The organism is Williamsia sp. MIQD14 (assembly GCF_051025635.1).
GTDB lineage: Bacteria > Actinomycetota > Actinomycetes > Mycobacteriales > Mycobacteriaceae > Williamsia_A.
In genome coordinates, this window is the sequence record NZ_JBPFDG010000003.1 from 55,138 (window position 1) to 74,623 (window position 19,486).

Here is a 19,486-nt window from a genome sequence, read left to right on the forward strand (position 1 = left end):
CTACTCCGCGCCCGCCAGGATGATGTCGAATCGGACGCGTGCCCACGCCGAGCCGGCCAGGTCGCGACCGTCGGGTGTCGGTTCTCCGATCGGCTGCTCGACGAAGTCCATGACGAGCGAATCCTTCACGCCGAACACCGAATCGGAATCCAGCAGGTCGTCCCCGCGCACGAAGATGTGGGTGACGAGTCGCCGCATCCCGGGCGCGGTGACCATGAAGTGCAGATGCGACGCCCGCATGGGTGACCGGCCGACGGCAGCGAGCAGGGACCCCACCGGGCCGTCGTGCGGGATGGGATAGGGCGTGGGGGTGAGCGCCCAGAACGCATACCGACCGTCGTCGTCGCTGAACAGGTGGGCGCGGGCGCTGGTCCGCTCCTCGTCGTACTGAACGTCGTACAGCCCGTTGTCATCGGCTTCCCACACCTCGAGTCGGGCGCCCGGGAGCGGTTCGTCGTCCGCGTCGCGCACCGTGCCCTCGACCCAGCAGGGCTGACCGCTCGCACCGCCGGCGATGTCTCCGCCGATCGCGACCTCGGGGGAGTCCTCGACGAAGAACGGCCCGAACACGGTCGCCTCGGTGGCCTGGCCGCGGGCCTCGTTGTTCACCGTCACCGTCTGCATGGACGCCCCGAGCACATCCGACAACAGGATGAATTCCTGACGCCGGTCGTCGGTGATGTGTCCGGTGGCGGTGAGGAATTCGATGCCCGTGTTCCACTCGTCCTCGGTGAGTCGGACGTCGCGGATGAAGGCGTGCAGGTGCCGGGTCAGCGACTGCAACACATCTCGGAGTCGGGGATCGTCGGCGGTGTCGAACGACGCCACCACCCTGTCGACGAGTTCGTCCTCGCGCGCCGCCTGTGTCGGTGAGACGGTCGGTGTGTTCTCGGGTGTCATGTCCGGCTCTCCAACGGGTATGCGGTGGGCACGTCGCCCGTGCAGGCGGCGGTGAGAATGGTGGTGAGGTCGCCCGCGGTGACCGGACGTGGGTTGGACTCGGGCACCACGGGCAGGATCCGTGCAACCGCGTCCGGGATCATGGTCGCGTCGAAACCGTACGGCAGCAGGGATGTCGGGGCGCCCACCCGTCCGCGAAGTCGAGCCAGTCCGTGGTCAGCGGACTCGTTCCCGAACGCGGCGGCGATCATCCGTGCCGCGTCGGGCGCGGCCGGCGCGTTGAACGCGAGAACGTGCGGCAGGATCACGGCGTGGGTCTGCGCGTGTGGGAGGTCGTAGGCGCCGCCGAGCACATGGCAGATCTTGTGGTGCAGACCTGACCCGGCGGAGGCGAAGGCGGCGGCCGACAGGTAGGCGCCGAGCAGCATCTCGTCTCGACCCGCCCGGTCGGCGGCATCGCCGACGACAGTGGGCAACCCGGCGCTCAGCGCCCGGATCCCGGCGGCGGCCGTCGACGCGTTGATCGGATCCGCGCGCGGACCCCACATCGAGTCCACACAGTGCGCGAGGGCGTTGAGGCCGGATGCGACAGTGAGTTCCAGGGGCAATCCGACACTCAGCGCCGAATCGTAGATGACACTCGTCGGCAGCACGCGACGGTCGACCCCGGTGGCCTTGGTGCCCTGCTCGGTCAACCCCCAGACGTCGGTGGCCTCCGATCCCGCATAGGTCGTGGGGATCGCGACGATCGGGATGCCGGCGGTCAGCGCAACCGCTTTCGCCAACCCGGTCGCCGACCCGCCACCGATGCAGACGAGGAGGTCGACAGCGTTCTCGCTCGCGATCGTCCGGGCGTGGTCGGCGACATCGACAGGGACGTGCGGGGCCACATCGGTGTGGTGCACGACAACCGGGATCGGCCCGATGACCTCGGGATGAGGGCGGGTGGCGATCACCATGACCCGCGCCGCGCCGAGCCGGACGACCTCGTCGGCGAGGTGCGTGCCGGCGCGCCCGTGACCGAACAGCACTCGCTGGGCCGGGGTGTCGTGAACGAAGATCACGCGGTCACCGACACCGGCCGGCACAGCACGGTGGCCATGGCCTGCCGCAATGCGGCCTCCGGCTCCGACGGCAGAACCATTGCTCGCCAGGCGATGTGCTTGTCCGGTCGCACCAGGATCGCACCCGATTCGTCGACCTCGCGGACCGCGGCCCAGTCGAAGTAGAGGTCGGTGATCTCGCGCCCGGGTCCTATGACGACGGTCTGGACCGTCACCCCGAGCTGCTGCGACACCGACTCGGCGGCCGCGCCCCACTCGTCGCCCGCGATGCCGGTGAACAGCGTGAACTGGGTGGACGGAGCGAGGTCGTGGGTGGAGTACCGGTGTGTGGTGTCGCCGACCCACACGTGTGGCAGTCGCGCGCCGGGGACCGTGGAGGCCTGGTAGTACAACTCGGCGTCCCGCAGCGGCTCCGCAGCCGGGCCGTCGGAGACGACGGCGTCGGATACATAGAACTGTCCGAGTTCCACACCGTGGGCGTTGAACTCGTAGTTCTTGATGTCCATCGCCGCGGCGATGGCCACGCGCTTGCGTGCCCCGGCGGGGGTGTTCGCCTTGCGTTCGGCCATCTGTTCGATCATCTCCGCCTCGGTGGTCGCGCCGGTGACGCCGAGGGCGTCGAAGAGTTGGACGAACTCCCGACCGGACTTGTTGGCCCGCTTGACGATCTGCTCGGCGACCGGGGCGCGTTCGGCGGTGTAGGTGTCGAGCAACGCCGCTCCGGCGTCGCCGCGCAGCACCGCGGCGATCTTCCAGGCCAGGTTGTAGGAGTCCTGGATGGAGGTGTTCGACCCCAGTCCGTTGCTGGGTGGATGCCGGTGGACGGCGTCGCCGACACAGAAGACGCGGCCGGACTGCAGGCGTGTCGCGTACTGCTCGTTGTTGCCCCACAACGAGGTACCGGTGATCTGCACCTCGAGGTCCGGATCCCCGACGAGATTGCGCACGATCCGGATGGCCTCGGCCTCGTCGACCGACGGCGGCTCGCCCGCGATGTCGTAACCCCAGACGATCAACCACTCGTTCCAGGGGCGCACCATGCGCACGAGGCCGGCCCCGATGCCGCCGACGTTCGACCCGGGCTGGATGACCCAGTACAGAACCGACGGCCGGTGTCCGACGAACGCGGCCATGTCGGCGGTGAACGTGATGTTCATCGACCCGGCGATGTCCATGCGCCCCTCCATCGGCAGATCGATGTCGTCGGCGACACGCGACCGCGCACCGTCGGCGCCGATCAGATACTTTGCGCGGATCGTCGACTCGATGCCGCTGAACCGGTCGAGCACGCGGACGGTGACGCCGGCGTCGTCCTGGGTGTGCGAGAGGTACTCCGTCGAGAACCGGGTCTGCGTCCCCCGCATCGTCGCGTTCTTCACGAGAATCGGTTCGAGGTAGGTCTGCGGGATGTCGCAGTTCAACGACGGTGACGCCAGCACGTAGTCACCGTGCCGCGCCGGGTGGGTTCCCCAGGTGAGGACGCGCCCGAGCTCCTCACCCGCGATCGACGTGCAGAACACCGTGTCCCCCATCAGTTCGTGTGGGGTCGCCTCGGCGAGCACCTGGTCCTCGACGCCGACGTCGCGGAGGATCTCCATGGTCCGCTGGTTGGTGATGTGCGCGCGGGGCGTGTTCGCCGTCCATCGGTACTTGGTGAGCATGACGTTCGCGACACCCAGCGTCGACAGGAACAACGCGGCGGACGCCCCGGCCGGCCCGGATCCCACGATCACCACGTCGGTGTCGATCTGATGCTCGCCGGGCAGGGCGGTGTCGGCCATTCCGTCGTCGAACGCAACCATGGTGTGCCTCTCGAAGCGGATCCGCGCACCGTTGCACCGGATCGTCATCGGCAGTGTCACACGTCACAGCTCAGCATTTCCGAGCTCTCTCAGCGCAGGCGGAATCGGACCAGGAACTGGCCGAAAACGTCAAGCGAGATGGCTGGAGGCGGCGTTGCGAAACCCCGTCGGGGTCACCCCGAAAGCAGCGCGGAACGTCCGGGAGAAATACGCCGGTGAGGAGAACCCACAGTCTGTGGCGACCTGACCGATCGTCGGGCGTCGGTCCGTGACCTGGGACAGCAGTCGGTGTGCCCGGTCGAGTCGGCGTCGAAGGACATACGCCGAGACAGATGTGTCGTGCGCGGCGAACAACCTCGACACCTGGCGGGTGCTGACGCCCACCGCCGCGGCGATGTCGGATGCGGAGAGCAGCGGGTCGTGTGCGGACCGGGCGACGACGACCTCCATCTCAGCCCATACGGCGGTGTCGGCTCGGCGGTTGGTGTCGAGCACCGAGCGGATCAGATCGAGGACCTCGGACTCCCGGGTCGCGTCGTCGTCCACGCCGTGGTCCAGCGAGCGCGTGACCGCTCGGGCCAACGCCGCCGCGCGCAGATCTGCCGACGACCCGGTCCCGAACTCGAGCACCGTGGGTCCGCCGACGACATCGCGGCCGATGAGGTCGCGGGCGACCGTGCGGGGGATCTTCACGACCAGCTCGGTCAACCCACCCGAGAAGCCACGCATGAAGGGCTTGTCGGCATCGCAGATGACCAGGTGCCCGGGATCGACCAGGAACGCACCGCCGGTGTGGTGGAAGAAGCCGCTGCCCGCGAGTGCGAAGTAGATGACGACGGCGTCCGTCGGATTCGCCGACACCGACGTCGAGGTCCGCTCGACGACGTGTGCCGATCCCTGCACGCGACCCAGTTGGACCGACGGCAGCGTGCGGGTGATCTCGCTGGCGTCGAGCCGTGACCCGTCGAGAGTCGTGCACCGCAGGCCGATCAACTGCGCCGCGTTGTGACGCTCCCATTCCGCGACATGATCGCCGACCGGGAGATCGGCGGTGGAGAACGCGGTGAGCTGCGTCATGACCTCACAGTCACCCCGCCCGGCCGTCGCGTCAAGGAGACGACGAGACCTTGACACGAAAACTGAGTACACTCATTATTGAGTGCAGTCGCTTACGGCCCCCTGCCGCGGGCACACATTCCTCCAGGAGGTCGCCGTCATGTCTGCCGAGAACCCATCCGACGAACCCGTGATCACGTCCTATGCGCACGCACCCGCCCGAACCGTCGCCGCAGGGGGAGTCACGTACGCCTATCGCGAGTTCGGGCCACGGGGCGGGATCCCGGTGGTGTTCTTCGTGCATCTGGCCGCCACGCTGGACAACTGGGATCCCCGCATCGTCGACCCGATCGCAGCGAACCGCCACGTGATCACCTTCGACAACCGCGGCGTGGGCGGCTCCACGGGCACGACGCCCAAGACCATCGAGCAGATGGCGGAGGACGCCTACACCTTCGTCCGCGCACTCGGGTTCGACACGATCGACATCTTCGCGTTCTCGCTCGGCGGCATGGTGGCGCAGGATCTGACGGTCGCGCACCCTGAACTGGTGCGCAAGCTGGTCCTCACCGGCACCGGCCCACGCGGCGGCAAGGATATGGACAAGGTCGCGGGTGTCACGTTCTACGACATCTTCCGTGCCACGCTGACGAGGTCCGACCCCAAGGAATTCCTCTTCTTCAACCGCGACGCCACGGGCAAGGCAGCCGGCAAGGCGTTCGTCGAGCGGCTGAAGGAACGCACCGTCGACCGCGACAAGGACATCAAGCCCGCGGCCTTCCTGAGTCAGCTGTCGGCCATCAAGAAGTACGGCCGATCGGCACCGTCGGACCTGGGCATCATCACCCAGCCGACCCTGATCGCCAACGGCGACAACGACAGGATGGTGCCGTCACCCCTGTCGGAGGACATGCACTCCCGCATCGCCGGGAGCACGCTGATCATGTACCCCAACTCCGGTCACGGCGGCATCTTCCAGTACCACGACGACTTCGCGCCTGTCGCGGTCGAATTCCTCGGCGACGGACGCTGATGGTCGTGGGTGGCGGAACTCCCGCCTCGGAGAAGCACTTCTCGTCGTCGATCCTGCTGTGGGTGCGCGAGGACCTGCCGCGCCAGGCGAGCATGGACCGGTGGCGGGGGCCGCACTCGAAGATCATCTCGGCGACACCGGGATTCGGCGAGTACCGGCAGATCCACCTCGCCGAGGAGAACACCGGGATGTGGCCCGAGGTCGAGGGCGTGGAGACCGCGATCCCGCAGCACCGGCGGGTTGACGGCGTCGCCGAGGTGACCCTGTCGTCGGTCCTTGCGCCGCTGCAGGGACGCAAGCAGAACAAGCTCGCCTTCGCCGACGAGGTCAACCTGTTCCGCCGGACGATCCTCTACGGCGGTCTCCCCGGGGCGTCGCGGTGGTACGCGGTCGGTGGTGACGGTGCCCCGGTGGGGTCCCGGGTCCTCCTACTCCTCCGTCGACGCGACGGCGTGCGCGGACGAGCGTTCCGGTCCTTCGTCCGTGAGGATCTGGTCCCGGCGATCGCCGGGACCGGCCTCCCCACGGAGATGCGGCTGCAGATGTTCATGCCGTGGAACGAGAAACTCTGGGACACCCCGAACGTCGCCCACGACAACCCGCCCGAGGGACGATTCCACGCGTCGCTCCTCGTGGGTTTCGCCGACGGCTACACCCGCGACGCGTTCCTCGCCTCTGACCGCGTCGCCTCGCTCGCACCGACCCTGCGTGATCGGACATCGGCGCTGCACGCCTACGACGTCTCTGAGACGCTGACGTTCGTCACCGGTGGCGTGGTCCTGCCCGAGCCGTTCGCGTAACGCCCGTTCACGCATGGGATCGTGGTGACAGCACGCCACCGGCCACGTACGAGTTCGAGGAGGATTCGCCGATGCCTCCGTTTCCGGCCATGAGCCGACGAGAACGCAACAAGCAGGACAAGCTGGAGCGTATCGCCACCGCCGCCCGCGAACTTTTCGCCGAGCGGGGCTTCGCCGAGGTGACGACGCAGCACATCGCCGATCGTGCCGATGTCGGTGCCGGCACGGTGTTCCTGTACGCCAAGAACAAAGGCGAGTTGCTGCTGCTCGTGCAGAACGCGGACTATGCGCAGTCGCTCGAGCGGGGGATCGCCGCGGCCGACGGTGTCACCGACACCGTCGACGCGGTGATGTCACTCATCCGCCCGATCGTCGAGTGCAACCGCAAGCAGATCGAGAACGGGCGTGCCTACCAACGTGAGGTCGTGTTCGGCGATCACGACGAGCCCCATCACGCCCAGGCTCTCGCGCTGGCGGTGGACACCGAAGCCGCGATCACCGCAGTCCTCGCGCGGGAGGGCGACACGTCGGGGGATCCCGGTCGTGCCGCGCAAGCTCACATCGTCACGGCGATCATGTTTCTCGCGATGGCTCTCACCACCAACGTGCACAGGGACATCGAGGACCTGCTGGGCGAGATCCGCGGACAGATCACCGTTCTCCTCCGACGCTGACCCTGGCGCCGGAGAACAGGCTCAGCTCAGGTACCGGAGGCAGTTGACACGCCCCGCGGCGAGGACCTCGTCCGAGGCGGCCGGGTCGGAGATCGCCCGTGCCAGTTGCATCGTCGCGACGAGTGTGGTGATCAGCCCGATCGCGTCCACCCTGGCCCGGTCGGGGTCCGCGGAGTGGATCCGATCGGCCAGCAGCGCGATCATGCTCTCGATCTCCGTCGTGTACGAGTCGCGCACAACGTCTTTCGATCGTCCGATGTCGGTCAGGAGTGCGGCGGAGGGGCATCCGTCCGCGGGGTGGTCCCGGTGGTGTGGTGACAGGTACTCGGTGATGAACTGCGCGACTGCTTCCCGCGCGTCGGGCAACGATGCGATGGCGTCGCGCTGACCGCGGACCTGATCGGCGACGGCCGCGGCGACGAGGTCGACCTTCGAGCCGAAGTGCGCGTAGAACGCACCATTGGTCAGGCCGGCATCCGCCATGAGCGCGCTCATGCCCGATCCGTCGATCCCGTCGGTCTTCAGTCGGCGACCCGCGCTGGAGATCATGCGTGCTCGCGTCTGCTCCTTGCGGGTGTCCTGCCGTGTCATCGATTCCTCTTCTCGGTTCTCGACAAGTGCTTGCGCTTCGTCGATCGTATCGCATAGTCTTACGATCATCATATTACGACCGTAAGACAGAGTTCCGAAAGGACCGAGATGGCCTCGTTGCGAGATCCTCTGCCCCTGCCCTGCGGCGTCGTGCTGCCCAACCGAATCATGAAGGCGTCGATGAGCGAGGCGCTCGGCGGCGCAGACAATGAGCCCGACGAGCGGCTCGAGCGGCTCTACCGCACCTGGTCGACGGGTGGCTACGGACTCCTCGTCACCGGCAACGTCATGGTCGACCGGACCCAGATGGGCGAGGTGGGCAACGTGGCCATCGAGGACGATCGCCATCTCGCGGCACTCACATCGTGGGCCACGTCGACGAAGAACGCGGGTGTCCCCATCTTCGTCCAGCTCAATCACCCCGGGCGACAGGCCAATCCGCTTGCCTTCGGTCACACTCCGGTCGCCCCCAGCGCCGTCGCCCTCAACCTCCCCGGATCCGCGACGCCCCGTGAGCTGACCGGCACCGAGATCCTCGAGCTGATCGAGAAGTTCGCCGAGGCAGCCGTGGTGTGTGAGGCGGCCGGCTTCGACGGCGTCCAGATCCACGCCGCGCACGGCTATCTCGTCACCCAGTTCCTCTCCCCGCTGACCAACCTCCGCACCGACGAGTGGGGCGGCGACCCGGAGCGTCGTCGTCGGTTCCTCCTGGAGATCGTTCGTTCCGTCCGCGCGCGGGTGTCACCCGGGTTCGCCGTCGCGGTGAAGCTGAACTCGGCAGATTTCCAGCGCGGGGGGTTCACCGAGGCCGAGTCGCGGGACGTGGTCGCGAGCCTGGCCGACCTCGACGTCGACCTCATCGAGGTCAGTGGCGGCACCTACGAGTCGCCCGCGATGTCGGGCTCGGTCGCCGAGAGCACACGGATGCGCGAGGCGTACTTCCTGGACTATGCGCGCGAGGTGCGTTCGGCCGCCGGGACGGTGCCGATCGCGGTGACCGGTGGGTTCCGCACCGAGGCAGGCATGTCCGAGGCGATCGAATCCGGCGAGTGCGACGTGGTCGGGATCGCCCGTCCGACCGTGCTCGACGCCGATGCCGCCGAGTCCGTTCTCAGTGGCGCCACGAAGCGACTCGTCACGCGGGACGTGCGGATGCCGATGCGCTCTGCCCTGGCCAAGGTGACCGATCCGGGTGCGATCGAGAGCGTGCTCAGCATCGGATGGCACACCGATCAGTTGCACCGCATGGGCGCAGGCCGTGCACCGGACCCCGATCGCGGACGGTTGCGGACGGCCGTGGCGCTGGTGCGTCGCAACGGACGGATCACCCTCAACCCGCGTCGCGGTACGCGATGAGGCGCAAGAGTCGCGATCTGCGCGGCACCGTGGCGGTCGTTACCGGCGGCACCAGTGGCATCGGCGCCGCGACGACGGCCGAATTGGTGCGGCGCGGAGCGCGAGTCGCGGTGATCGACCTCGATCCCGACACGGCGGGAGTCGTCGCCCGGCGGCACCCCTTCGGTGCGATCGGGGTGACGGCGAACGTCACCGACCGCGCCGGCCTGGCGGCGGCGATGGACGAGGTGGTCGAGCGTTTCGGACGCATCGACATCGTCGTCGCCAATGCCGGCGTCCTCGCCCGCACCGCCACGTTGCGCACCACGCCGCCCGAGGCGATCGACCAGCTCTTCGCGGTCAACATGACCGGAGTGCTGAACACGGTGCAGGCCGCGCTGCCCCAGGTGATCGAGAGCAGGGGCCAGATCGTGCTGCTCAGTTCGGTGTTCGCGTTCCTGAACGGGATGGCGACCATCCCCTACGCGATGAGCAAGGCCGCGATCGAGCAACTCGGCCGCGGTCTCCGCGTCGAGATGGCCGCGCACGACGTGTCGGTGACCACGGTCTACTTCTCGCTCATCGACACACCGATGATCCAGCAGGGCGTCGACAACGACACCACGGCAGGCGATGTGATGAAGGTGTTGCCGCGCCCGCTCCTGAAACGCCTCACGCCCGCGGCCGCCGCCGGAGCCATCGTCGACGGCCTCGAGAAGCGCTCACCGCGCGTGATGAAGCCGGGCCGCTGGATCCCGTTCTCCGTCGCCCGTGGACTGATCGGGCCGACGCTGGACTCGATGCTCCTGCGTGACAACCGGCTCCGAGAAGTCTTGACCACCCTCGACAACCGACAACCACCCGCACAGATCCGACCCGTCACCACCACCAAGGAGATCCACCAGTGAACGCCACCCGACTCGCCACCACCTGGCGCGACGCGCCGACCCAGTTCGCCAACGTCGACGGACTGCCCTTCGCCTACCGCGAACTCGGCCCCGTCGGCGGGGTCCCGGTCGTGTTCCTGCACCACTTCACCGCCGTTCTCGACGACTGGGACCCCCGCGTGATCGACGGTGTCGCCCAGGGCCACCACGTGATCACGTTCGACAACCGCGGAGTCGGCGCCAGCGGCGGCTCGGTGCCGTCCGACATCGCGGCCATGGGTGCCGACGCCGTGTCCTTCATCCGCGCGCTCGGATACGAGAAGGTCGACGTGATCGGGTTCTCGCTCGGCGGCGCCGTCGCGCAGATGGTCGCGCTGCAGGCTCCCGATCTCGTCCGCAAGATCGTCCTTACCGGGACCGGCCCCCGTGGGGGCGGCGGGATCGACAAGATGTCGCGCATCGTCGGGTGGGCCTACCTGAAAGCGTTTCTCGCGCGCAAGGATCCGCGACACTTCCTCTTCTTCCCCCGGACCACCGAGGGCAAGCGCGCCGCGAACGACTACTTCGCGCGGCTGGACGAGCGGACCGCAGATCGTGACCAACCGATCTCGTTGCAGGCGGGGATCGCCCAGCTGCGCGCGATCGTGCGGGGCGGGAAGGCGCAGCCCGACGACCTGTCCGTCATCACCCAGCCCGCGTTCGTCGCCAACGGTGATCACGACCTGATGGTCGCCAGCGAGCACTCCGTCGATCTGGCGCGGCGACTGCCCGACGCGCAGGTCACCATCTACCCCGACTCCGGGCACGGCGGCATCTTCCAGTACCACCGGGAGTTCGTTCCCGCGGTCGTCGAGTTCCTCGACGCCTGACCCGTACGCGCCCTCCGGACCGTCGCAGACCGGCGCCCGAACGGACTTCATCGCGCGGTGCGTCAGAAGCAGAACTCGCCTGCTCGAGAGGCGATGCCGAGCACGACTCCCGTTGCCAGGAGGATTGCGACCACGACGAGCACGATCGTTGCAGTCGACCTCTTGCTGACGGCCAGCACGACGAACGGGATCATCCACACAACGGCCACGACGGTGAGGTAGACCAGGCCGAATGTGGACGCCCTGATTTCTCCGCCGTCGCAGCTCGTGTCGGAGACGGCGAACCTGCCGAAGTTGACGTAGATGCCGGCAAAGGAGGTCCACGCGACCAGTGCGAGGGCAGTGATGAGAACGCGTCTCGTCCGCTGGCTGCTCATGGCCGCGCACCGTCGTCGGCGTCGTCGAAAGTCGCTCGTGCGTGCTCGATGTCGCCGATGTGCGTCGTCGCCCACTCGAGAAGGACGTCGACCGGATGTCGGAGCGTCTTGCCCAGGGGCGTGATCCGGTACTCCACGGCGACGGGTCGGGAGCTGATGACCGCGCGTTCGACGATCCCGTTGCGCTCCAGGCGTCGCAACGTGCCGGTCAGGGACTTCTGCGTGACCTCGGGTATCGCCCGACGAAGCTCGTTGAAGCGATTGGGTCGTTCGCAGAGCTCGTTGAGAACGTGGAGCGACCACTTGTCGAGGACGTGGTCGAGCAGCTCCCGGTGGGGTGCACTGATGGCGATTTCCCCGTGCTCATCGTGAGGGGCGGTATCCGGCATGAAACCTGGTCTCGTTGAAGTGTCCTGCGTCTACTAGGTATCAAGAAGCTACCTACTAGTCGAGGAGATGGCCATGGCTGTGACGTACACGAGTCCTGACGGGATGACGCACCCCGTCCCTTATCACCACGTGGCGATGGCCACCGGCACCCGCCACATCCACGTCGCCGGGCAGATCGCCCGCCTCGCGGACGGGTCGCCGGTGGCGCCCGGTGATCTCGCCGACCAGGTGGCACAGGCGCTTCGGAACACGGGCATCGGGTTGGCCGGTGCCGGGGCGACTTTCGCCGACGTGGTCCGGCTGACGTTCTACGTCACCGACTGGACGCCCGAGAAGATCGGCGCCGTCATGTCCGGCGTCGAGGCGGTCGCAGCCGAGATCGGCTTGCCGTCGCCCATGCCTCCGGCCTCCCTGATCGGCGTCTCGGTCCTCTTCGAACCGGACGTGCTGGTCGAGGTGGAGGCAACGGCGGTGACCGACTGACGCGACAGGCGCACCTGACAGAACCGCCGCGATCGACGTCAGCGGTCGATGCCGTGTACGCGTCGGGCGACCTCGCGACGAGCGAACTCGCGATAGCTGGTCGGGGCGCGGTCGAGCAGTGTCGGGAGGTGCGTCAGGTCGCCCACCGGCAGACCGTGGCTGTCGTAGTAGCTCATCATCTGCACGTAGTTGTCCCGTGCCTGCGGTGACCAGGATCGGATCCCGCGCGCGTTCGGGGCGTCCCTCATCCCTCTGAGGAGGTGCATCGCGCGCTGCGGCGACAGGGAGGGGATAGCGCGTGCCACGCCTCCCAGGACGGCGCCGGCGGCACCGGCCTGATCGACCACGGCGGTCGGGGGCAGGCGCACTGCGGTGACCCGGTGGCCGAGCGCGTCGGCGAACGCCTCCGCCATCGCCTCACGGGTGATCGTCTCGGTCGACAGATCGTAGGTCTTGCCGATGTGCTCCTGGGGCGCGACCAGCGCGGCCGCAGCGGCTTCGGCGACGTCCTCGACGTCGACCACACCCATCGGGCTGGTGGTCGACACCGGATACGGCATCAACCCGCCGCGGATGAACTCCCAGAAGTCGAGATAGTTCTGCATGTAGTGCGACGGCCGCAAGATAGTGGTCGGGATGGACTGCGTGGCCAGCAGCTTCTCGACGGACTCCTTCTGCGTGTGGTGGGGCAGCTCGGTGATCTCCGGGTGGATCACGGAGTGGAAGACGAGGTGTCCCAGGCCACGTCGGGTACCCAGGTCGACGATGTGTTCGGCGATCGGACCCTCGTCGATGATCTGCGTCGGCGCCGCGTGGTACATGCCGTCGGCGCCGCGCATCGCGTCCTCGAGGGTCGCGACGTCGCGCATGTCGCCGACGCGTACCTCGGTCGCACCGTCGCGCCGTGCGAGCAACGCCTGAGCGTCGTTCTTGACGAGGGCGCGAACGGTGACGCCGCGGGCGGTCAGGCTGCGGACGAGTGGGCGGCCGACTCCGCCGGCGGCGCTGGTGACGAGGACGGTGGGCATGGGAACACTCCTGGGTAGAGGGGGGCGAGGGACGTGAGAACAACTGCGGCTCAGGAGAAGTGGCGCATCGATCGCGTCATCATCGGCAGGAGTAGTCGGTTGGGCGTGAGCCGGGCGCCTGCGGCGGCGAGTGTGTTTCGTCGTCCGGAGATGACGTAGAGGGGCGGACGGCGCCGGTCGAGTGCCGACAGCGCCGTGCGGGCCACCTGGTCGGCGGTCTGCATCGACCCGACGATGGCGGCGTCGTCGCCGATCACGTCGAAGAACTCCGTCGCAGTCGGCCCGGGTGCCAGGGCCATCACCCGCACCCCGTGGGTGCGGGCCTCGCACCACAGAGCCTGGGTGAAGCTCAACACGAACGCTTTCGCCGCTGCGTACACCGCGAGGGTCGGCACCGGCTGAAAGGCCGTGGTGCTCGCCACATTGAGGATGGTCCCGGCGCCGCGTGCTGCCATGTCGGGCAGGAACGCATGGCACACGTCGACCAGCGCGGCCATGTCGACCGCGATGACGCGCCCGAGGTCGGCGGCCTCGGCGTCGATGAACGACCCCTGGATGGCGATGCCGGCGTTGTTCACCACCAGATCGACATCGCCCTCGACCCGGGCCCGCAGCATCGCGCCGGGACGATCGCCCGACAGATCGAGTGCGACGACGTCGCAGGTGATCCCGTGGGCGGATTCGAGCTCGGAGGCCAAGTCGCGCAACCGGTCTTCGCGTCGCGCGACGAGCACCAGGTCCGATCCGCGTTCGGCGAGCCGGTGCGCCAGTGCCGTGCCGATCCCGGCGCTCGCGCCGGTGATGAGTGATCGCGACGGCGTGAACATCGTCGATTCCTTTCGTGTCATCGTGCGCGGCATCGGACCTCCATAATGCAAAAACTGCAGCAATTATGCAAGCAGTCGCACATGGGCTGTGGAGATCCCGTCGTGGGTCTCGTAAGTTGTCGTCGTGGCTCGACAGTCGCGGTTCACCGCCGCCCAACGGCACTCGGCGGTTCTCCGTGCGTTCGGGGGCGACGAGGACAGCGCAGCCGTCGCGGCGGAACTGGGCGTCCACAGCGCGACGCTCTACCGCTGGGCCAAGGAGTCTCGGTCGGTCACAGGTGAGTCGACGCGGGAGAAGCTGATCCGCGCCGCGCAGGAGATGTTGCGTGACGCCACCTACGCCTCCATCACCGTCGAGGCGATCGCCGCTCGCGCCGACGTCGCGGAGCGCACCGCGTTCCATTTGTTCGCCGGCAAAGCGGAGCTGTTCCAGGCGGCGATCGACGACGCGGCCACCCAGCTGATCGATGCCATCGGCATTGCGGCGAAACACGTCTCGTGGCCCGCGACCCCGCTCGAGCAGCTCGACGTGTTTCTCACCATCGCCGCCCGGAACATCTACGACACCCCGGCGGCGCACGTGTTGTTCCGCGACGTCGGCGTCCCGCGTGTGGGTGGGCCCGCGGAGAACTGGCACGCCGCTTTCGTCGACGCCGTGGCCGCTATTGTCGCGGCCGGCATCCAGAGCGGACAGATCCCCGATGAGGTCGACGTCCGTGCCTCGGCGGAGATCATCACCGGCGCGATGCGGGGTGTCCACGCCGCGGTGTTCGACGGCGCCGATGCCTCCGCGGCGGTCGCGCTCGTCGGCAAGCTCAGCGCGATGGTCGGAGATCGTCCCCGCCACGAGAACGGGGCGAGCGGATGACGTCGTGCCACGCCGATGACGCAGTGCGGCGATCGTCCCCGATAGGGACCCCTGTGTGCGACGCGGTCCTCGAGGTCCGTAGGGAGACGAGCCGGCGAGCGTTCACCTCGCCGACCCGACGTCCTACGCAGCAGTGACCGAAGGCGGTCGACTCAACCGACAGTCGGCTCGACCGGCCGGTCTGCTGTCGCTCCCACGCCACCAGCGTCGTGCATCACGACTGCGACGGCGGGCGCGTTCGTCGAGTGAGATCAGTTGCGACGCAGCGCATGTTCGAGGAGGACATCGAGTTCGGACTTGACCTCGTGGAGGGGTTCGAGTGTTCGCTGGGCCAGAGACAGGACCACCGCGCCCTCGACGGCCGCGACGGTCATGGTGGCGAGTGAGCGCGCCCGCGTCGCGGTGATCCCGTGTCCGGTAAGGGCATCGGTGAGGATGTCGTGCCATCGCGCGAACGCCTCACCGGCGATGTCGGTCGCCTCGGGCGCCACCGATCGCGCCGTGGCCGCGGCCGCAACCGGGCACCCGGCCTCGAAGTCGGTGCTCCTGAGCAGCTCCGTCCAGTGCTCGACAAATCGGGACAGGGCCTCGTGCGGTGGCCGGTCGGCGCACGCCTCCGTGATCTGGTCGGCGATCCACTGCCCACTCCATCGCGTGGCCTCGGCGATGAGCTCGGGCTTCCCTCCGGCGAAATTGAGGTAGATCGACCGACGCGAGACCCCGCTCTGCTCGAGGATGTCGGCGACGCCCGCCGCGGCCACACCGCGCCGCTGCATCAACCCCACGGTGCCGAGGATGAGTTTGTCGCGTGCTGACACTGCGGTTCCTTCCGGTGAGCGGGCGCCCCTGTGGATGCCCGTTGAAGGATACCAATTGGTGTACTACAGTCGCCCTACTACAACGATCGGTATAGCCGAAGGGGTGCAGATGACGGGTCCAGGGAATCTTCAGCGGTGGGATGCGGTGGTGGTGGGCGCAGGCCTCGGAGGCCTCTCTGCCGCCGCGTACCTCGCGGCGGCCGGGCAGAAGGTGCTGCTGCTCGAGAAGTACACCGCCCTGGGCGGGTCGTCGCACGTCTTCCGACGGAAGAACAAGTGGGAGTTCGACTGTGGCGTGCACTACGTCGGCGAATGCGGACCGGGAGGCATCGTGTCGGACATCTTCGCCGGACTCGGGCTCGACGATCGCATCGAGTGGCTGCCGATGGACCAGGGTGGCTTCGACCGCGTCATCGCCCCCGGATTCGAGCTCGCGACCCCGGTCGGCTGGGATCGCTACCGCGACAACCTCGTCGCGGCCTTCCCCGACGAGCGCAAGGGCGTCCTCCGCTTCCACTCGATCATGCGCAAGATCGCCGAGTCCGGTGGCCGCGAGAACCTCGGTACCTACGGGGGTCTGACCACGTGGGCCGTGCGCGCAGGCTGGGCGGCACCGTTCATGCTGCTTCCGCATGCCGTCACCCTCGCCGCCTGCGGCTTGTCGCCGCGGGCGGTGCTGGCGCTCTCGGTGCAGTGCGGCGCCCTGGCGAGCACCCCCGACGTGATCCCGACGGCGGCGATGGCAACCTTCCTCGCCGACTATGTCGGCACCGGCTCGTTCTACCCGAAGGGCGGCGGCCAGATGCTCGCCGCGGGATTCGCCGAGGTCATTACCGCTCACGGGGGATCGATTCGTACCCACGCGGAGGTGTCGGAGATCGTGATCGAAGGCGGCAGGGCCACAGGGGTTCTGCTCACCGACGGGGAGACCATCCGGTCGTCGGTGGTGGTGTCCGACGCCGACATCATCAAGACCTACACCGATCTCGTCGGGCTCGAGCACCTGCCGCGCGTGCTGCGCGCCCGGATCCGGCGCTGGAAGATGTCGCAGCCGTTGATCAACGGTTTCATGGGCGTGGATCTCGACCTGTCCGATCGACCCAACAGCAACTACTTCGCGATCCCGTCCTGGGACGACGCGACGTCGCTGCGCTCGTTGGCGTCGTTCGGTTCCCACATCGGCGGCGGCAAGGGCTTCACCAGCGGGCCCGAGTGGGCCCGCGCGATGGCGGCACGCCAACCGATGTTCGTGCAGTCGTCGTCACGACGCGATCCCTCGTACACCCGCGCCGCTCCGGAGGGTCACTCGACGATCGAGGTGCAGACCATCACCCCGAGTCACCCTGCGATGTGGGGATATTCGGGATACGACATCCAGACCGGTGAGTACCGCGAGAGTCCGGAGTACTCCGAGATCAAGAAGATCGTCATCGACGGCATGTACGACCGGATGGAACAGGCGTTCCCCGGGTCGTCATCGAAGGTGGTCCTGTCGGAGCTCGGTACGCCGGCAACCCAGACCCGCTTCGTGAACAACACGCGCGGTGCGGCTTTCGGGCTCCAGACCCGCGCGACGCAGATCGGTCCGCTGCGTCCGACGAGCGAGACACCGATCCCCGGCCTCTACACCGTCGGGACCAGTACGGCCTGGGGTCCCGGCACCGTGGGCGCGATGTACTCCGGTGTCATGGCGGCCGGTTCGATCACGGGCCGCGACCTCGTCGCCGAGATCCGATCGGGAGGCGTCCTCGTCGACCCTGCGGTCCTCACCTCGTGGGACGACGACTTCGACGCGCTGGCCGCCACACGCAGCCTCAAAGACGTTTCGTGACACAGCGCTTCGCCTCGACGCGCGCGCCGGAACGTCCCGAGGCGATCGCACCGGGTTCGGCGCTGTACTCGATGCTCAGTGACGCCACGCTGCTCATCTACCCGTTGCCGGCGTTCCTTCTCCCGCTGCTGCATCCGGCGACGTCGGATTCGACGGCGCGATACGACCACGCTCTGAAGGAGGACGCGCACGTCGGGCAACTGCTGAAGCGCGTGAACGACACCTTCGACATGGTCGGGGGAGTCGTCTTTGGCCGCGGTGAGACCGACGACGTCGCGTGCTCGATTCGTGAACTGCACCGCGATCTCGGCGGGGTGATCGACGGCGAGACCTACCATCCGTGGTCGCGGGATCTGTGGACGTGGAACTGGGCCGCCATCACCGCTGCGGTGATGGGCGTCTACGGCGCCATCCGCGGATGGCCCTCCGAACAGTTCCGGTCGGATTGCTATACCGGCCTCGTCGAGGTCGGCCGACGATTCGGTGTCGTCGGGATGCCGCAGACCATGGCCGACTTCGATCGGATCTGGCCGCAGGAGCGTGACCTGATCGCCGACCCGAACAGCTACGCGGTGCGACGTGTCGCCTCGACCGTCTGGGCGGAGAACCTGAACCCGCCGCCGCGGCTCGAGTCGGCTCCACCGTTCGTGTGGGCGATCATGTCGGCGCCGTTGCGGCACTTCTTCCGAGTCTCCATCCGTGCCGCGGTCCCTCGCCATCACCGGTCGGCACTGGGATTGCCCGTGGGGAGGAGAGAGGACAGGTACCTCGCCCTCCACCGTGGGTTCTGGCGTGTGGTCCCGCGGTCGGTCACGCACCGACTCGGCGTGCGCTACTTCGACCGACTCACGGAGCACGGGCGGCCCGTGTGGCGGACCCGGTTCTCGACCGAGGCACTGCAGAGACGCCGGGACCCCCTGTCGGAGTCCGCATCACCGTCGTCGACGTCCACACCAGCTGAGCAGTAAGGACCCACCATGTCTTCTCCCGCTTCCACCAGCTCGCGCGAGCGCACGCTCGCCGCGCTGTTCGTCACCGGACTCGTCGGCCAGAACGCGATCGCCATCCCCTACGTGCGCTCTCGCGGATGGCGATCCGCCGCGGATTTCTTCGTCGGCGACATCCTCAAGACGGTTCCGGGGCGTTTCGCCATGCTCGACCTCGCGCTCGTCGTCCTCTCGTTCCACGTGTGGGCGTTCACCGAGGCCAAGCGGCTGCGCATGACCGGGCTGTGGGCGGTGTCGTTCGTGATGACGTTCAGTGTCGGGATCGCCACCGCCATACCGTTCTTCCTCCTCGCCCGCGAGCGTCGGATCCGGAGCACCGCCGCCGCCTGAGGCCGGCTCGCCGGTCGCGAGATCACCACAGCCACAGTCGCATCCACCCGAGAGAAGGTTTCTCATGCCCGTCTACCAGGTCTACCATTCCGCCGGTTCGCTCGATGACGCGCAGCGCGCCGAGATCGCCGGGCGCATCACCGAGATCCACGTCGCGAACACCGGAGCGCCGTCGATCTTCGTGAACGTGGTGTTCACGGAGATCCCCCGCGGTGCGACGTTCACCGGCGGCAAGCGGTCGAACCTGTCCGTCATCGTCGGTTCGATCCGACGCGGCCGGCCGATCGAGACACGACGACAGATCATCGAGGAACTCGCGCAGATGTGGTCGAGCATCACCGGTCAGGGCGCCGAGGAGGTTCTGCTGTACGTCGACGAGGCAGACCCGCGCTCGGCCATGGAGATGGGTCTGTTCTTCCCCGAGGCGGGAGAAGAAGGGCCTTGGCTGGAAGCAAACGGTGAGCGCCTCCGGGCGCTGGGGGTTCTGCCGTGACTCCGGGGGAGAGGCCGATCGTG

At 67.9% G+C, this 19,486-nt stretch carries 22 protein-coding genes; 12 read left to right on the top strand and 10 right to left on the bottom strand.

Features of this window, described 5'->3' with window-relative positions; translation table 11 throughout:
* The 4 genes from ACQ7HM_RS11775 to ACQ7HM_RS11790 all read right to left on the bottom strand — a co-directional run bounded on the left by ACQ7HM_RS11775 (window position 1) and on the right by ACQ7HM_RS11790 (window position 4,843).
* Window positions 1-900, bottom strand: coding sequence for an intradiol ring-cleavage dioxygenase (locus ACQ7HM_RS11775; RefSeq protein ID WP_434216471.1), 900 nt, complete (start codon window positions 898-900; stop codon window positions 1-3).
* The gene (locus ACQ7HM_RS11780) at window positions 897-1,964 is read right to left on the bottom strand and encodes a maleylacetate reductase (RefSeq protein WP_434216472.1); all 1,068 of its coding nucleotides are present in this window, start codon (window positions 1,962-1,964) and stop codon (window positions 897-899) included. Before ACQ7HM_RS11780 ends, ACQ7HM_RS11775 begins: the two co-directional genes overlap by 4 nt.
* Window positions 1,961-3,766, bottom strand: a complete 1,806-nt coding sequence (locus tag ACQ7HM_RS11785) for an FAD-dependent oxidoreductase (RefSeq protein WP_434216940.1) — start codon at window positions 3,764-3,766, stop codon at window positions 1,961-1,963. Before ACQ7HM_RS11785 ends, ACQ7HM_RS11780 begins: the two co-directional genes overlap by 4 nt.
* Before the next feature lie 129 nt (window positions 3,767-3,895).
* Window positions 3,896-4,843 carry an AraC family transcriptional regulator gene (locus ACQ7HM_RS11790; RefSeq protein WP_434216473.1) on the bottom strand — a complete coding sequence of 316 codons (948 nt, stop codon included), beginning with the start codon at window positions 4,841-4,843 and terminating at the stop codon, window positions 3,896-3,898.
* Between the two features lie 139 nt (window positions 4,844-4,982).
* On the opposite strand from ACQ7HM_RS11790, the gene ACQ7HM_RS11795 reads away from it, so the two are divergent.
* The 3 genes from ACQ7HM_RS11795 (at window position 4,983) to ACQ7HM_RS11805 (ending at window position 7,329) form a co-directional block, all read left to right on the top strand.
* Complete coding sequence (locus ACQ7HM_RS11795; protein ID WP_434216474.1) at window positions 4,983-5,855, top strand: alpha/beta fold hydrolase; 873 nt, start codon at window positions 4,983-4,985, stop codon at window positions 5,853-5,855.
* A 5-nt stretch (window positions 5,856-5,860) separates the two neighbouring features.
* The gene (locus ACQ7HM_RS11800; RefSeq protein WP_434216475.1) at window positions 5,861-6,655 is read left to right on the top strand and encodes a strictosidine synthase; all 795 of its coding nucleotides are present in this window, start codon (window positions 5,861-5,863) and stop codon (window positions 6,653-6,655) included.
* 71 nt (window positions 6,656-6,726) lie between these two features.
* Window positions 6,727-7,329 (top strand): TetR/AcrR family transcriptional regulator, encoded by a 603-nt coding sequence (locus ACQ7HM_RS11805; RefSeq protein ID WP_434216476.1) that lies wholly within the window; start codon window positions 6,727-6,729, stop codon window positions 7,327-7,329.
* A 21-nt stretch (window positions 7,330-7,350) separates the two neighbouring features.
* Here the strand turns inward: ACQ7HM_RS11805 and ACQ7HM_RS11810 are convergent, their stop codons facing one another.
* Window positions 7,351-7,920, bottom strand: a complete 570-nt coding sequence (locus tag ACQ7HM_RS11810; protein WP_434216477.1) for a TetR/AcrR family transcriptional regulator — start codon at window positions 7,918-7,920, stop codon at window positions 7,351-7,353.
* A gap of 108 nt (window positions 7,921-8,028) precedes the next feature.
* Here ACQ7HM_RS11810 and ACQ7HM_RS11815 point away from each other — a divergent pair, with 108 nt between their 5' ends.
* From ACQ7HM_RS11815 to ACQ7HM_RS11825, 3 genes are read left to right on the top strand one after another with little or no spacing between them, the layout of a single operon-like run.
* Window positions 8,029-9,276, top strand: a complete 1,248-nt coding sequence (locus tag ACQ7HM_RS11815) for an NADH:flavin oxidoreductase/NADH oxidase family protein (RefSeq protein WP_434216478.1) — start codon at window positions 8,029-8,031, stop codon at window positions 9,274-9,276.
* Window positions 9,273-10,163 carry an SDR family NAD(P)-dependent oxidoreductase gene (locus ACQ7HM_RS11820; RefSeq protein ID WP_434216479.1) on the top strand — a complete coding sequence of 297 codons (891 nt, stop codon included), beginning with the start codon at window positions 9,273-9,275 and terminating at the stop codon, window positions 10,161-10,163. Before ACQ7HM_RS11815 ends, ACQ7HM_RS11820 begins: the two co-directional genes overlap by 4 nt.
* The gene (locus ACQ7HM_RS11825; RefSeq protein WP_434216480.1) at window positions 10,160-11,011 is read left to right on the top strand and encodes an alpha/beta fold hydrolase; all 852 of its coding nucleotides are present in this window, start codon (window positions 10,160-10,162) and stop codon (window positions 11,009-11,011) included. The genes ACQ7HM_RS11820 and ACQ7HM_RS11825 overlap by 4 nt, the downstream gene beginning before the upstream one ends.
* A gap of 62 nt (window positions 11,012-11,073) precedes the next feature.
* On the opposite strand, the gene ACQ7HM_RS11830 is transcribed toward ACQ7HM_RS11825, so the two are convergent.
* Together ACQ7HM_RS11830 and ACQ7HM_RS11835 are read right to left on the bottom strand one after the other, a co-directional pair.
* Window positions 11,074-11,388 carry a hypothetical protein gene (locus ACQ7HM_RS11830; protein ID WP_434216481.1) on the bottom strand — a complete coding sequence of 105 codons (315 nt, stop codon included), beginning with the start codon at window positions 11,386-11,388 and terminating at the stop codon, window positions 11,074-11,076.
* Window positions 11,385-11,777, bottom strand: a complete 393-nt coding sequence (locus tag ACQ7HM_RS11835) for a winged helix-turn-helix transcriptional regulator (RefSeq protein ID WP_434216482.1) — start codon at window positions 11,775-11,777, stop codon at window positions 11,385-11,387. Before ACQ7HM_RS11835 ends, ACQ7HM_RS11830 begins: the two co-directional genes overlap by 4 nt.
* 73 nt (window positions 11,778-11,850) lie before the next feature.
* Here ACQ7HM_RS11835 and ACQ7HM_RS11840 point away from each other — a divergent pair, with 73 nt between their 5' ends.
* Complete coding sequence (locus ACQ7HM_RS11840) at window positions 11,851-12,261, top strand: RidA family protein (RefSeq protein WP_434216483.1); 411 nt, start codon at window positions 11,851-11,853, stop codon at window positions 12,259-12,261.
* Between the two features lie 38 nt (window positions 12,262-12,299).
* On the opposite strand, the gene ACQ7HM_RS11845 is transcribed toward ACQ7HM_RS11840, so the two are convergent.
* Window positions 12,300-13,289 (bottom strand): NmrA family NAD(P)-binding protein, encoded by a 990-nt coding sequence (locus tag ACQ7HM_RS11845; protein WP_434216484.1) that lies wholly within the window; start codon window positions 13,287-13,289, stop codon window positions 12,300-12,302.
* A 50-nt stretch (window positions 13,290-13,339) separates the two neighbouring features.
* Window positions 13,340-14,137: an SDR family NAD(P)-dependent oxidoreductase gene (locus ACQ7HM_RS11850; RefSeq protein ID WP_434216485.1), complete on the bottom strand. Its 798-nt coding sequence runs from the start codon at window positions 14,135-14,137 to the stop codon at window positions 13,340-13,342.
* Between the two features lie 103 nt (window positions 14,138-14,240).
* On the opposite strand from ACQ7HM_RS11850, the gene ACQ7HM_RS11855 reads away from it, so the two are divergent.
* Window positions 14,241-14,984, top strand: coding sequence for a TetR family transcriptional regulator (locus tag ACQ7HM_RS11855; RefSeq protein WP_434216486.1), 744 nt, complete (start codon window positions 14,241-14,243; stop codon window positions 14,982-14,984).
* Between the two features lie 251 nt (window positions 14,985-15,235).
* Here ACQ7HM_RS11855 and ACQ7HM_RS11860 read toward each other — a convergent pair whose 3' ends face one another.
* Window positions 15,236-15,802, bottom strand: a complete 567-nt coding sequence (locus ACQ7HM_RS11860; RefSeq protein WP_434216487.1) for a TetR/AcrR family transcriptional regulator — start codon at window positions 15,800-15,802, stop codon at window positions 15,236-15,238.
* 109 nt (window positions 15,803-15,911) lie between these two features.
* Here ACQ7HM_RS11860 and ACQ7HM_RS11865 point away from each other — a divergent pair, with 109 nt between their 5' ends.
* From ACQ7HM_RS11865 to ACQ7HM_RS11880, 4 genes are all read left to right on the top strand, one after another.
* Entirely contained in the window at window positions 15,912-17,633 is a 1,722-nt protein-coding gene (locus ACQ7HM_RS11865; protein WP_434216488.1) for a phytoene desaturase family protein, read from the top strand.
* Window positions 17,630-18,601 (top strand): oxygenase MpaB family protein, encoded by a 972-nt coding sequence (locus ACQ7HM_RS11870; RefSeq protein WP_434216489.1) that lies wholly within the window; start codon window positions 17,630-17,632, stop codon window positions 18,599-18,601. The genes ACQ7HM_RS11865 and ACQ7HM_RS11870 overlap by 4 nt, the downstream gene beginning before the upstream one ends.
* A gap of 9 nt (window positions 18,602-18,610) precedes the next feature.
* The gene (locus ACQ7HM_RS11875) at window positions 18,611-18,970 is read left to right on the top strand and encodes a DUF2834 domain-containing protein (protein ID WP_434216490.1); all 360 of its coding nucleotides are present in this window, start codon (window positions 18,611-18,613) and stop codon (window positions 18,968-18,970) included.
* 64 nt (window positions 18,971-19,034) lie between these two features.
* On the top strand, window positions 19,035-19,463 hold the full coding sequence (locus tag ACQ7HM_RS11880; RefSeq protein WP_434216491.1) for a tautomerase family protein: 429 nt from the start codon (window positions 19,035-19,037) through the stop codon (window positions 19,461-19,463).
* The last annotated feature ends 23 nt before the right edge of the window (window positions 19,464-19,486 follow it).

Excerpts from the sequence above, each read along its gene's own strand:
- ACQ7HM_RS11785 (WP_434216940.1), bottom strand. The coding sequence starts at position 3,766 with ATGGTTGCGTTCGACGACGGAATGGCCGACACCGCCCTGCCCGGCGAG.
- ACQ7HM_RS11815 (WP_434216478.1), top strand. The coding sequence starts at position 8,029 with ATGGCCTCGTTGCGAGATCCTCTGCCCCTGCCCTGCGGCGTCGTGCTG.
- ACQ7HM_RS11880 (WP_434216491.1), top strand. The coding sequence starts at position 19,035 with ATGCCCGTCTACCAGGTCTACCATTCCGCCGGTTCGCTCGATGACGCG.
- ACQ7HM_RS11810 (WP_434216477.1), bottom strand. The coding sequence starts at position 7,920 with ATGACACGGCAGGACACCCGCAAGGAGCAGACGCGAGCACGCATGATC.
- ACQ7HM_RS11845 (WP_434216484.1), bottom strand. The coding sequence starts at position 13,289 with ATGCCCACCGTCCTCGTCACCAGCGCCGCCGGCGGAGTCGGCCGCCCA.
- ACQ7HM_RS11850 (WP_434216485.1), bottom strand. The coding sequence starts at position 14,137 with ATGACACGAAAGGAATCGACGATGTTCACGCCGTCGCGATCACTCATC.
- ACQ7HM_RS11835 (WP_434216482.1), bottom strand. The coding sequence starts at position 11,777 with ATGCCGGATACCGCCCCTCACGATGAGCACGGGGAAATCGCCATCAGT.
- ACQ7HM_RS11865 (WP_434216488.1), top strand. The coding sequence starts at position 15,912 with ATGACGGGTCCAGGGAATCTTCAGCGGTGGGATGCGGTGGTGGTGGGC.
- ACQ7HM_RS11795 (WP_434216474.1), top strand. The coding sequence starts at position 4,983 with ATGTCTGCCGAGAACCCATCCGACGAACCCGTGATCACGTCCTATGCG.
- ACQ7HM_RS11805 (WP_434216476.1), top strand. The coding sequence starts at position 6,727 with ATGCCTCCGTTTCCGGCCATGAGCCGACGAGAACGCAACAAGCAGGAC.
- ACQ7HM_RS11790 (WP_434216473.1), bottom strand. The coding sequence starts at position 4,843 with ATGACGCAGCTCACCGCGTTCTCCACCGCCGATCTCCCGGTCGGCGAT.
- ACQ7HM_RS11830 (WP_434216481.1), bottom strand. The coding sequence starts at position 11,388 with ATGAGCAGCCAGCGGACGAGACGCGTTCTCATCACTGCCCTCGCACTG.
- ACQ7HM_RS11820 (WP_434216479.1), top strand. The coding sequence starts at position 9,273 with ATGAGGCGCAAGAGTCGCGATCTGCGCGGCACCGTGGCGGTCGTTACC.
- ACQ7HM_RS11840 (WP_434216483.1), top strand. The coding sequence starts at position 11,851 with ATGGCTGTGACGTACACGAGTCCTGACGGGATGACGCACCCCGTCCCT.
- ACQ7HM_RS11775 (WP_434216471.1), bottom strand. The coding sequence starts at position 900 with ATGACACCCGAGAACACACCGACCGTCTCACCGACACAGGCGGCGCGC.
- ACQ7HM_RS11875 (WP_434216490.1), top strand. The coding sequence starts at position 18,611 with ATGTCTTCTCCCGCTTCCACCAGCTCGCGCGAGCGCACGCTCGCCGCG.